This window comes from Pseudomonas sp. PS01303 (genome assembly GCF_029959385.1).
Lineage (GTDB): Bacteria > Pseudomonadota > Gammaproteobacteria > Pseudomonadales > Pseudomonadaceae > Aquipseudomonas > Aquipseudomonas rustica.
Genome location: NZ_JASCPK010000167.1, coordinates 1 through 11759 on the forward strand (window position 1 = coordinate 1; position 11759 = coordinate 11759).

Here is an 11759-nt window from a genome sequence, read left to right on the forward strand (position 1 = left end):
CGTGGCTTGTGCCGGCCCCTTCGCTAGCAAGCTTTGCTCCTACAAGTGCACGGGTCCGCTGTAGGAGCAAAGCTTGCTCGCGAAGGCGTCGGTGCAGTTACCCACAAAATCCCCAGACACAAAAAAGCCCCCGAACACATCACTGTCCGGGGGCTTTTGGTTTGCAGCGAAGACTGCTTACTTCTTCAAACCATAATGCTCATCAAGCATGCCCGGCGCGTTCGGGGTTTTTGGTGCGTAGTCACGCGGCGGTTCTTGATTGTTGTGCGGTGGCGTCAGGCGCTCGCGCGGTGCCTGCGCCGCGTCGGCGTGCAGGGCGGCCATCAGGCGCTGGCGGGTCTGCTCGTCCAGGGCCAGACGGTTGGCGCCCTCGGCGAGGTGATCCTGCACTTCCTGATAGCTCTGGGTCAGTTTCTTGACCAGCATCGCGGTGCTGTTGAAGTGGGTGACCACCTCGTTTTGATAACTGTCGAAGCGCTCCTGGATATCATCCAGTTGACGCTGCGTACGGCTCGGCGCGGCGTTCGGCGCAACGCGCGCGATCAGGAATCCAATGGCGACACCCACAACCAGGGCAAGAGTCGGTAACAACCAAACTAAGAGCGAGTGTTCCACGAGTCCTTCCTCTATAAACGGCTTTGCTTTACGTTAACGGCTCGAACCTGCGCTGTATACCGCGATTCACTCGCAATAGATTGGCACAGACAATTTGCTAGACGAGTCGACCCGATTCGAGGTCACGGAGTTCCTTCCTTGCTGATGCGTGAAACCCCTGTAGTGATTGCCGGCCCAGTTGGCCAAATCGAAGCCTTGTACCTCGATAACGAGCAGCCGCGCGGCATCGCGCTGATCTGCCACCCGAACCCGGTGCAGGGCGGCACCATGCTCAACAAAGTCGTCTCGACCCTGCAGCGCACTGCGCGCGACGCCGGCCTGATTACCTTGCGCTTCAACTATCGCGGCGTCGGCGCCAGCGAAGGTTCGCACGACATGGGCACCGGTGAAGTTGATGATGCCCAGGCGGCTGCGGCATGGCTGCGCGAAAAACATCCGAACTTGCCGCTGACTCTGTTCGGTTTCTCCTTCGGCGGATTTGTTGCAGCAAGTCTCGGCGGTCGTCTTGAAGACCAAGGCGTGCAGCTCAAGCACCTGTTCATGGTCGCCCCGGCGGTCATGCGTCTTGGCGAGCAGGATCAACTGCCGCAGCAGGGCGAACTCACCGTGATCCAGCCGGAAACCGACGAAGTCATCGATCCGCAACTGGTTTACGACTGGTCGGAACAACTCCAGCGCCCCCATGAGCTGCTGAAAGTGGCAGAATGCGGACACTTTTTTCATGGCAAGCTGACCGATCTCAAGGATCTGATCCTGCCGCGTCTCTCGAATTGATTGCAGTCTGACAAGCGATTACCCATGACGAACCGTACCCGTATCCTCACCGGCATCACCACCACCGGCACGCCGCACCTGGGCAACTACGCCGGCGCCATCCGCCCGGCGATCCTTGCCAGCCGCGACAGCAATGCCGATTCGTTCTACTTCCTGGCCGACTACCACGCCCTGATCAAATGCGATGACCCGCTGCGCATCCAGCGCTCGCGTCTGGAAATCGCCGCGACCTGGCTAGCCGGTGGCCTCGATGTCGACCGCGTGACCTTCTACCGCCAGTCCGACATCCCGGAAATCCCTGAGCTGACCTGGCTGCTGACCTGCGTCGCCGCCAAGGGCCTGCTCAACCGTGCGCACGCCTACAAGGCCTCGGTGGACAAGAACGTTGAAACCGGTGAAGACCCGGACGCCGGCATCACCATGGGCCTCTACAGCTACCCGGTGCTGATGGCGGCGGACATCCTGATGTTCAACGCGCACAAAGTGCCGGTTGGTCGCGACCAGATTCAGCACGTGGAGATGGCCCGCGACATCGGCCAGCGTTTCAACCACTTGTTCGGTCAGGGCAAAGAATTCTTCACCATGCCCGAAGCGCTGATCGAAGAAAGCGTGGCGACGTTGCCAGGCCTCGACGGTCGCAAGATGTCGAAGAGCTATGACAACACCATCCCGTTGTTCTCCAGCGCCAAAGACATGAAGGACGCGATCTCGCGGATCGTTACTGACTCGAAAGCGCCAGGCGAAGCGAAAGATCCGGACAACTCGCATTTGTTCACGCTGTTCCAGGCCTTCGCCACACCAGCGCAGGCTGACGAATTCCGCAGCGAACTGCTCGGTGGTCTGGGTTGGGGCGAGGCGAAGAGCCGTCTGTTCCAATTGCTCGACAACGATCTCGGCGAAGCGCGCGACAAGTATCACCAACTGATCGAACGCCCGGCGGATCTGGAAGATATCCTGCAGATCGGTGCGAAAAAGGCCCGTGCTGTGGCCACGCCGTTCCTCAACGAACTGCGCGAAGCCGTTGGCCTGCGTTCGTTCGTCAATCAGGTTCAGGTTGCCGCAACCACCAAGAAGAAAGCCGCGAAAGCCGCGCGTTTCGTCAGCTTCCGTGAAGACGACGGCAGCTTCCGTTTCCGTCTGCTGGCGGCCGATGGCGAGCAATTGCTGCTGTCGCGCAACTTCGCCGACGGCAAAGCCGCAGGGCAGGTGACCAAGCAACTGCAATCGGGTCAGGCGCTGGACGTGCGCAGCGAAGACCTGAGCTTCAGCGTCTGGCTCGAAGGCGAGTGCGTGGGCGACAGCCCGGCGTTCGCCGATGCTGCGGCTCGCGATGCGGCCATCGAGGCGCTGCGCGTCGCGCTGACCCCGGTTCAAGACTAATCGGCGGCACGGCCCGACCAAGGGCCGATTGCCATTCCCCCGGGCCATCGCTACAGTGACGGCCCGTTTTTGTTGCCTTGCTAACGAATTATGACGCCCCTAGAACGATACCAAGCTGATCTGAAACGCCCGGACTTCTTCCATGATGCCGCGCAGGAAACTGCTGTGCGTCATTTGCAGCGTCTGTACGACGATCTGATCGCGGCCGATCAGAACAAGCCAGGCCTGCTGAGCAAACTGTTTGGCAAGAAGGATCAGACGCCGGTCAAGGGCCTGTATTTCTGGGGCGGCGTCGGTCGCGGCAAAACTTACCTGGTCGACACCTTCTTCGAAGCGCTGCCGTTCAAGGAAAAGACCCGCACTCACTTCCATCGCTTCATGAAGCGCGTGCACGAAGAGATGAAAACCCTCGGCGGCGAGAAAAACCCGCTGACCATCATCGCCAAGCGTTTCTCCGACGAGTCGCGGGTGATCTGCTTCGATGAGTTCTTCGTCTCCGACATCACCGACGCGATGATTCTCGGCACGTTGATGGAAGAACTCTTCAAAAATGGCGTGACCCTGGTCGCGACCTCGAACATCGTCCCGGACGGTCTGTACAAGGACGGCCTGCAACGCGCGCGTTTCCTGCCGGCCATCGCGCTGATCAAGCAGAACACCGAGATCGTCAACGTCGACAGCGGCGTCGATTACCGTCTGCGTCACCTCGAACAAGCGGAGCTGTTCCACTTTCCGCTCGACGAAGCGTCCCACGAAAGCCTGCGCAAGAGCTTCCGCGCGCTGACGCCGGAATGCACAGCAGCGGTCGAGAATGACGTGCTGATGATCGAGAACCGCGAGATCCGCGCCCTGCGTACTTGCGACGACGTGGCCTGGTTCGACTTCCGCGAACTGTGCGACGGCCCGCGTAGCCAGAACGACTACATCGAACTGGGCAAGATCTTCCACGCCGTGCTGCTCAGCGGTGTCGAGCAGATGAGCGTCACCACTGACGACATCGCTCGCCGCTTCATCAACATGGTCGACGAGTTCTACGACCGTAACGTCAAGCTGATCATTTCCGCTGAAGTCGAGCTGAAGGATCTGTACACCGGCGGCCGCTTGAATTTCGAATTCCAGCGCACGCTGAGCCGTCTGCTGGAAATGCAATCGCACGAATTCCTGTCGCGGGCGCACAAGCCTTAAGCGGATTTCGGCAAATAAAAAGGGCCTGCAATTGCAGGCCCTTTTTTATGCGCTGAAGATCAAAAGATCGCAGGCTTCGCCAGCTCATACAGGTATACGCCATTCTGTAGGAGCTGCCGCAGGCTGCGATCTTGATCGTTCCCACGCTCCGCGTGGGAATGCATACCGTGACGCTCTGCGTCACATTCCGGGGCGGACGCAGAGCGTCGATTGGCAGCATTCCCACGCAGAGCGTGGGAACGATCATCAAGGGGGGGGGTTAGGCAGCTTGCTGAAACTGCTGCCGATACTGGTTCGGCGAAAGCTCGGTGTGCTGACGAAACAACCGCGCAAAGAAGCTCGCGTCGTCGTAACCGACCTCATAACTGATGGTCTTGATGCTTTTGCGGCTGCCCGACAACAAGCCCTTCGCCGTCTCGATGCGCAGCCGTTGCAGGTAATGCAACGGCTTATCGCCAGTCGCCGTCTGGAAGCGACGCATGAAGTTACGAATGCTCATGCCATGCTCGCGCGCCACATCTTCGAAGCGGAATTTGTCGGCGAAGTGCTCTTCAAGCCAATGCTGAATCTGCAGGATGATCACGTCCTGATGCAGCTTCTGCCCGCCAAAGCCAATGCGCCCCGGCGAATAGTTACGCTGCACCTCGTACAGAATGTCACGGGCCACAGCCTGCGCCACGTTGGCTCCGCAGAAGCGCTCGATCAGGTAGATGTAAAGGTCGCAGGCCGACGTGGTGCCGCCGGCGCAATACAGGTTGTCGGCGTCAGTCAGGTGCTTGTCCTGATTCAGGTGCACCTTGGGGAAGCGCTCGGTGAAGGCGTTGAAGAAACGCCAGTACGTGGTCGCCTCTTTGCCATTCAGCAGCCCGGCTTCGGCCAGCCAGAACACCCCGGTGGCTTCGCCGCACAGCACAGCGCCGCGAGCATGTTGCTCACGCAGCCACGGCATGATTTGCGGGTAACGGGTGCACAGGGTTTCGAAGTCGTCCCAGAACGCCGGGAGGATGATGATATCGGTGTTTTCCAGACCACCGTCGACGGGAATCACCACATCGCTGAAGCTTGTCACCGGTTTGCCGTCGGGGCTGACGATGCGCGTTTCAAACGCCGGTGTCAGGCCGTGGCCCAGTTGTTTGCCGTAACGCAGGCTCGCCACATGGAAAAAATCCTTGGCTTGCATGAGGGTGAAGGCGAAAACCCGGTCGATAGCCAGGATGCTGACGCGCCGCAAGGGCGTGGAGACTTGCTTGGACATAATTCAACTTTTGTTTTGTTTTTATAAGGGAAAGTGGTCACCAGACGGCTGGATCGTCTTATTTTTTGTCGGATGTGTCCAGTGTCCTGTGTCGGAGGGGAGGCTTAGTCTCTGAGGGTCATCTCCCTCCAACAAGAAAGAAAGGTGCCGCATGATCCCCAGAACCTTGTTCAGCTCCGAGCACGAATTATTCCGCGACAGCGTACGAACCTTCCTCGAAAAAGAGGCCGTGCCGTTCCATGCGCAGTGGGAGAAACAAGGCCACATCGACCGCAAGCTGTGGAACAAGGCGGGGGAGGCGGGGATGCTCTGCTCACACCTGCCGGAAGAATACGGCGGGCTGGGGGCGGACTTTCTCTACAGCGCCGTGGTGATCGAGGAGGTCGGCCGGCTGGGCCTGACCGGCATCGGATTCTCGTTGCATTCGGACATCGTCGCGCCGTACATCCTGCATTACGGCAGTGAAGCGCTGAAACACAAATACCTGCCGAAACTGGTCTCCGGCGAAATGGTCACCGCCATCGCCATGACCGAGCCAGGCGCGGGCTCCGACCTGCAAGGCGTGAAAACCACCGCTGTGCTGGACGGCGATGAATACGTGATCAATGGCTCGAAAACCTTCATCACCAACGGCTTTCTCGCGGATCTGGTGATCGTCGTTGCCAAGACTGATCCCAAGGCTGGCGCCAAGGGCACCAGCCTGTTTCTGGTCGAAGCGAATACGCCGGGTTTCGAGAAGGGCAAACGCCTCGAGAAGGTAGGGATGAAGGCGCAGGACACGTCGGAATTGTTCTTCCAGGACGTACGCGTGCCGAAAGAAAATCTGCTGGGGCAGGCCGGGGCAGGGTTTGCTTATCTGATGCAGGAGTTGCCGCAGGAACGCCTGACGGTGGCGATTGGCGGTCTGGCCTCAGCTGAAGCGGCGTTGCAATGGACGCTGGATTACACCCGTGATCGCAAGGCGTTCGGCAAGGCAATTGCCGATTTCCAGAACACTCGCTTCAAGCTCGCAGAAATGGCCACTGAAATTCAGATCGGCCGAGTGTTTGTCGACAAATGTCTGGAACTGCATCTGCAAGGCAAGCTGGATGTGCCGACGGCGGCGATGGCCAAATACTGGGGCACCGACCTGCAATGCAAGGTGCTCGACGAATGCGTGCAACTGCATGGCGGCTACGGCTTTATGTGGGAATACCCGGTGGCCCGGGCGTGGGCGGATGCGCGGGTGCAGCGGATTTATGCCGGTACCAATGAAATCATGAAAGAGATCATTGCGCGCTCTCTCTAGGTTGATCGTTCCCACGCTCTGCGTGGGAATGCCGCCGGGGACGCTCCGCGTCCCGCTGTGAATGCGACGCGGAGCGTCACGGGATGCATTCCCACGCGGAGCGTGGGAACGATCAGACGGATTTTGATTCTCTGTAGGAGCAAGGCTTGCCCGCGAAGCTTTTAATGGTCAATCAAGGCGCTGGATTCGGATGATCCTTGTGAATCGCCTCAATCCCTTCCAGCACTTCATCGGAAAGCTTCAGATCAAAACTGGCGATGTTGCTGTCCAGTTGCTCAAGCGTCGTCGCACCAATGATGTTGCTGGTGACGAACGGTTGCTGAGTCACGAACGCCAACGCCATCTGCGCCGGATCCAGACCGTGCTCACGGGCGAGGGCGACGTAACGGCTGCACGCTGCTTCCGACTGCGCATTGAAATAGCGGCTGAAGCGGCTATAGAGGCTCAGACGGCCTTTCGGCGGACGCGCGCCACCTGCGTACTTGCCTGACAGAAAACCAAACGCCAGCGGCGAATAGGCGAGCAGGCCGCACTGTTCGCGGATGGCGATTTCCGCCAGACCCACTTCAAAGCTGCGGTTGAGCAGGTTGTACGGGTTCTGGATCGACACCGCACGCGGCCAGCCACGGGCTTCAGCCAACGCCAGAAAACGCATGGTGCCCCACGGCGTTTCATTGGACAGACCTATGTGGCGGATCTTGCCGGCCTTCACTTGCTCGTCGAGCGCTTCGAGAGTGTCTTCCAGCGGTGTCAGATTGGCTTCGATCTTGTGCTTGTAGCCCAGCTGTCCGAAAAAGTTGGTGCTGCGCTCTGGCCAGTGCAATTGGTACAGATCGATGTAATCGGTCTGCAGGCGCTCGAGGCTGGCATCCACCGCGGCGGTGATGTGTTGGCGGTTGTGACGCAGGTTTTTATCGCGGATGTAGTCGATGGTGTTGCCTGGGCCGGCAATTTTGCTGGCGAGGATCCAGTCGGCACGATCGCCGCGACTTTTGAAATAATTGCCGATGTAACGCTCGGTGGTGGCGTAGGTTTCGGCTTTCGGTGGCACCGGGTACATCTCGGCGGTGTCGATGAAATTGATCCCGGCTTCCTTGGCGCGTTCGATCTGGGCGAAGGCTTCAGCTTCAGTGTTTTGCTCGCCCCAGGTCATGGTGCCGAGGCAGATTGCGCTCACGTTCAGGTCGGTACGGCCTAGCTGGCGATAGTCCATCGGGTACTCCTTGGGCAAAACAATCATAAAAGCAGGTTGAATTATTTTTCGCAATCTGCATAATTGCCGACCTCTTTCTGCAGTGGAAGTGATGCGCCGCCGCCGAAGAATCTTGCCGTTGAACGGACGCGCCGACCCGAGCCCCCGAAAGCGTCTGTATCCGGCTGCCTTTGACTTGTCAAAGTACGCACTATTCAGTAAGATCCGCCGTCTAATTTACAGGGCGGCCCCTGAGGCTATAAAGAATGAAAACTTTTACTGCTAAACCAGAAACAGTAAAGCGCGACTGGTTTGTCGTCGACGCTGCTGGTCAGACCCTGGGTCGTCTGGCCACCGAAATCGCGAGCCGTCTGCGTGGCAAGCACAAGCCTGAGTACACTCCTCACGTTGACACCGGCGACTACATCGTCGTTATCAATGCTGAGCAGATTCGTGTTACCGGTGCTAAAACCACTGACAAAATCTACTACTCCCACTCCGGTTTCCCGGGCGGCATCAAGTCGATCAACTTTGAAAAGCTGATCGCTAAAGCCCCTGAGCGCGTGATCGAGACCGCGGTTAAAGGCATGCTGCCTAAAAACCCACTGGGTCGCGACATGTACCGTAAGCTGAAAGTCTATGCGGGCGCTGCACACCCACATACTGCTCAGCAGCCCCAAGAACTGAAGTTTTAACGGAATAGTACATTATGTCGGCGACTCAAAATTACGGCACTGGCCGTCGCAAGACCGCAACCGCACGCGTTTTCCTGCGTCCGGGTACTGGTAACATCTCCATCAACAACCGTTCGCTGGAAAACTTCTTCGGCCGCGAAACTGCCCGCATGGTAGTTCGTCAGCCGCTGGAGCTGACTGAGACTGTCGAGAAGTTCGACATCTACGTCACCGTGATCGGCGGTGGTGTAAGTGGTCAAGCTGGCGCAATCCGCCACGGTATCACTCGCGCTCTGATGGACTACGACGAAACCCTGCGTGGCGCTCTGCGCAAAGCTGGCTTCGTTACTCGCGACGCCCGTGAAGTTGAACGTAAGAAAGTTGGTCTGCGTAAAGCGCGTAAGCGTCCGCAGTACTCGAAGCGTTAATTCCGCTTCCACGTTCAAAAAGAACGCCCGCCTCCTCACGGAAGCGGGCGTTTTTTTATGCCTGTGATTTATCAAAGAATTGCGCTGCGACAACTTGCCACTTCCGTAGACCCCCTATACTGCAAGGCTTGAGGGTAAGAGCTCCGGGTAATTCCCTTGTCAGAATTGGGGCTTTTCATTACCATTCGGCAAAATTTTTATAAGTAACATTGATTTATTTAGTAGATGCCTGATTTAACAGGCCACAAAAGCTGATGGGAGAGGACTGAATGAGCAATGACGGCGTGAATGCAGGCCGGCGTCGCTTCTTGGTAGCAGCCACATCCGTGGTGGGTGCTGCAGGAGCGGTGGGGGCTGCGGTCCCGTTCGTGGGGTCATGGTTTCCCAGTGCCAAGGCGAAAGCCGCCGGTGCACCGGTGAAAGTGAATGTCAGCAAAGTCGAGCCAGGACAGCAGATGATTGCTGAATGGCGTGGCCAGCCGGTGTTCATTGTCCGCCGTACCAAGGAAATCCTGGATAATCTGAAAAAGATCGAGGGCCAGCTCTCCGATCCTGAATCCAAAAACTCCACGCAACCCACCTATGTCGACCCTGAAGTGCGATCGATCAAGCCGGAAATTCTGCTGCTGATCGGGATCTGCACACACCTGGGTTGCTCACCGACCTTCCGTCCCGAAGTGGCACCTGCGGATCTGGGTAAAGACTGGGTAGGCGGTTATTTCTGCCCTTGCCACGGTTCCCACTACGATCTGGCTGGCCGCGTCTACAAGTCGCAACCTGCGCCTTTGAACCTGCCAGTTCCCCCGCATTCCTATGAGACCGATGACCTGATTGTCATTGGCGTCGATACGGAGAAAGCGTGATGAGCAAGTTCATGGATTGGGTTGATGCGCGCTTTCCCGCGACAAAAATGTGGGAAGACCATCTCAGCAAGTATTACGCGCCAAAAAACTTTAACTTTTTCTATTTCTTCGGCTCTCTGGCACTGCTGGTTCTGGTCAATCAGATCGTCACCGGTGTCTGGCTGACGATGAGCTACACGCCGTCGGCAGAAGAAGCGTTCGCTTCCGTTGAATACATCATGCGTGACGTCGAGTACGGCTCGATCCTGCGTTTGCTGCACTCGACCGGCGCTTCGGCGTTTTTCATCGTGGTCTATCTGCACATGTTCCGTGGCTTGCTTTACGGTTCGTACCAGAAACCGCGTGAACTGGTCTGGGTGTTCGGCATGCTGATCTACCTGGCGCTGATGGCCGAAGCCTTCATGGGTTATCTGCTGCCATGGGGTCAGATGTCTTACTGGGGTGCCCAGGTGATCATCTCGCTGTTCGGTGCGATACCGGTGATCGGTAACGACCTGACCCAGTGGATTCGTGGTGACTACCTGATCTCCGGCATTACCCTGAACCGCTTCTTTGCCTTGCACGTTGTTGCGCTGCCGATCGTGATTCTCGGTCTGGTGGTGTTGCACATTCTGGCGCTGCACGAAGTGGGTTCGAACAACCCTGACGGCGTCGACATCAAGAAGCACAAAGACGAAAACGGCATCCCGCTGGACGGCATCGCCTTCCACCCGTACTACACCGTGAAAGACATTGTCGGTGTCGTGGTGTTCCTGTTTATCTTCTGCTTCATTGTGTTCTTCTTCCCGGAAATGGGCGGCTACTTCCTCGAAAAACCAAACTTCGAGCAAGCTAACCCGTTCAAGACGCCAGAGCATATTGCGCCGGTTTGGTACTTCACACCGTTCTACGCAATCTTGCGGGCAATCCCGGACAAACTCATGGGTGTTATCGCCATGGGCGCGGCGATTGCGGTGCTGTTCGTGCTGCCGTGGCTGGATCGAAGCCCGGTCAAATCGATGCGCTATAAAGGCTGGATGAGCAAAATCTGGCTGGTGGTGTTCTGCATTTCGTTCGTGATCCTCGGCATTCTCGGTGTGCTTGCGCCGACGCCGGAGCGAACCTTGCTGTCGCAGGTCTGCACCTTCCTGTACTTCGCCTACTTCATTCTGATGCCGTTCTACACCAGGCTCGAGAAGACCAAACCGGTTCCGGAAAGGGTGACTGGCTGATGAAAAAGTTATTTTTTGCTCTGATTTTTGCTGCGTTGCCTGTCTTGTCGTTCGCTGCTGAACACGGTGCGGAGCTGGAAAAAGTCGACATCGATGTCTCCGATAAAGCTGCTTTGCAGGACGGTGCGCGCACTTTCGCCAACTACTGCATGGGTTGCCACAGCGCCAAGTTCCAGCGTTACGAGCGCGTTGCCGACGACCTCGGCGTGCCGCACGAACTGATGCTGGAGAAGCTGGTGTTCACCGGTGCCAAGATCGGTGATCACATGACCATCGGCATGCAGCCGGCGGACGCCAAAACCTGGTTCGGCGCAGCACCACCGGATCTGACGTTGGTGGCTCGCGTGCGTGGCACAGACTGGCTCTACGGTTACCTGAAGTCGTTCTATGAAGATCCGGCGCGCCCATGGGGTGTGAACAACAAGGTCTTCCCGAACGTCGGCATGCCTAACGTACTGGTCGGCCTGCAAGGTCGCCAAGTGGTGGGCTGCAAACAAGTGCAGATCGTCGAAGACGGCAAGAAGCAATATGATCCGTTGACCGGTACGCCGCTGACTCATGAAGCGTGCGATCAATTGACCATCGTGCCGAAATCCGGTGCTCTGAACGAAGAGCAGTTCGATGAGAAGGTCAAGAATCTGGTAACCTTCCTGGCTTACTCGGCTAACCCGGTTAAGCTGCAACATCAGCGCATCGGTACCTACGTCTTGCTGTACCTGGCGTTCTTCTTTGTGTTCGCCTACCTGCTCAAGCGTGAATACTGGAAAGACGTGCACTGATACGCTTCAAAGCATTGCTGTTAATCGCGCGCGCCCAAGGGCGCCTCCGATAACGCAACGTCTGGTTCGCCAGCCATTGCGGGCGGCGCCCTCTGGGCGCGCGCGGTTTTCCGGT

General features: G+C 57.7%; 12 protein-coding genes. 9 read left to right on the forward strand and 3 right to left on the reverse strand.

The window, feature by feature from the left end:
• Window positions 1-177: 177 nt before the first annotated feature.
• Complete coding sequence (locus tag QMX93_RS26985) at window positions 178-615, reverse strand: DUF1043 family protein (protein ID WP_053123671.1); 438 nt, start codon at window positions 613-615, stop codon at window positions 178-180.
• Window positions 616-759: 144 nt separating this feature from the next.
• Between QMX93_RS26985 and QMX93_RS26990 the strand changes: the two genes are divergently transcribed.
• From QMX93_RS26990 to zapE, 3 genes are all read left to right on the forward strand, one after another.
• A complete protein-coding gene (locus tag QMX93_RS26990; RefSeq protein WP_053123793.1) occupies window positions 760-1389 on the forward strand; it encodes an alpha/beta fold hydrolase in 630 nt (209 codons plus the stop codon).
• A 24-nt stretch (window positions 1390-1413) separates the two neighbouring features.
• Window positions 1414-2769, forward strand: coding sequence for a tryptophan--tRNA ligase (locus tag QMX93_RS26995; RefSeq protein ID WP_212548769.1), 1356 nt, complete (start codon window positions 1414-1416; stop codon window positions 2767-2769).
• Window positions 2770-2859: 90 nt separating this feature from the next.
• The gene (zapE, locus tag QMX93_RS27000; RefSeq protein ID WP_053123668.1) at window positions 2860-3954 is read left to right on the forward strand and encodes a cell division protein ZapE; all 1095 of its coding nucleotides are present in this window, start codon (window positions 2860-2862) and stop codon (window positions 3952-3954) included.
• A gap of 259 nt (window positions 3955-4213) precedes the next feature.
• Here zapE and QMX93_RS27005 read toward each other — a convergent pair whose 3' ends face one another.
• Complete coding sequence (locus QMX93_RS27005) at window positions 4214-5110, reverse strand: GlxA family transcriptional regulator (RefSeq protein WP_172680158.1); 897 nt, start codon at window positions 5108-5110, stop codon at window positions 4214-4216.
• Between the two features lie 250 nt (window positions 5111-5360).
• On the opposite strand from QMX93_RS27005, the gene QMX93_RS27010 reads away from it, so the two are divergent.
• On the forward strand, window positions 5361-6497 hold the full coding sequence (locus tag QMX93_RS27010; protein WP_064120486.1) for an acyl-CoA dehydrogenase family protein: 1137 nt from the start codon (window positions 5361-5363) through the stop codon (window positions 6495-6497).
• A 172-nt stretch (window positions 6498-6669) separates the two neighbouring features.
• On the opposite strand, the gene QMX93_RS27015 is transcribed toward QMX93_RS27010, so the two are convergent.
• Window positions 6670-7710 carry an NADP(H)-dependent aldo-keto reductase gene (locus QMX93_RS27015; RefSeq protein ID WP_282358585.1) on the reverse strand — a complete coding sequence of 347 codons (1041 nt, stop codon included), beginning with the start codon at window positions 7708-7710 and terminating at the stop codon, window positions 6670-6672.
• Window positions 7711-7955: 245 nt separating this feature from the next.
• On the opposite strand from QMX93_RS27015, the gene rplM reads away from it, so the two are divergent.
• The 5 genes from rplM (at window position 7956) to QMX93_RS27040 (ending at window position 11644) form a co-directional block, all read left to right on the forward strand.
• Complete coding sequence (gene rplM / locus QMX93_RS27020) at window positions 7956-8384, forward strand: 50S ribosomal protein L13 (protein ID WP_019693576.1); 429 nt, start codon at window positions 7956-7958, stop codon at window positions 8382-8384.
• A gap of 14 nt (window positions 8385-8398) precedes the next feature.
• On the forward strand, window positions 8399-8791 hold the full coding sequence (rpsI, locus tag QMX93_RS27025; RefSeq protein ID WP_008080273.1) for a 30S ribosomal protein S9: 393 nt from the start codon (window positions 8399-8401) through the stop codon (window positions 8789-8791).
• A 269-nt stretch (window positions 8792-9060) separates the two neighbouring features.
• On the forward strand, window positions 9061-9654 hold the full coding sequence (gene petA / locus QMX93_RS27030; RefSeq protein ID WP_053123662.1) for a ubiquinol-cytochrome c reductase iron-sulfur subunit: 594 nt from the start codon (window positions 9061-9063) through the stop codon (window positions 9652-9654).
• Complete coding sequence (locus tag QMX93_RS27035; protein WP_016985147.1) at window positions 9654-10865, forward strand: cytochrome bc complex cytochrome b subunit; 1212 nt, start codon at window positions 9654-9656, stop codon at window positions 10863-10865. Before petA ends, QMX93_RS27035 begins: the two co-directional genes overlap by 1 nt.
• On the forward strand, window positions 10865-11644 hold the full coding sequence (locus QMX93_RS27040) for a cytochrome c1 (RefSeq protein ID WP_159815079.1): 780 nt from the start codon (window positions 10865-10867) through the stop codon (window positions 11642-11644). Before QMX93_RS27035 ends, QMX93_RS27040 begins: the two co-directional genes overlap by 1 nt.
• Window positions 11645-11759 lie beyond the last annotated feature (115 nt).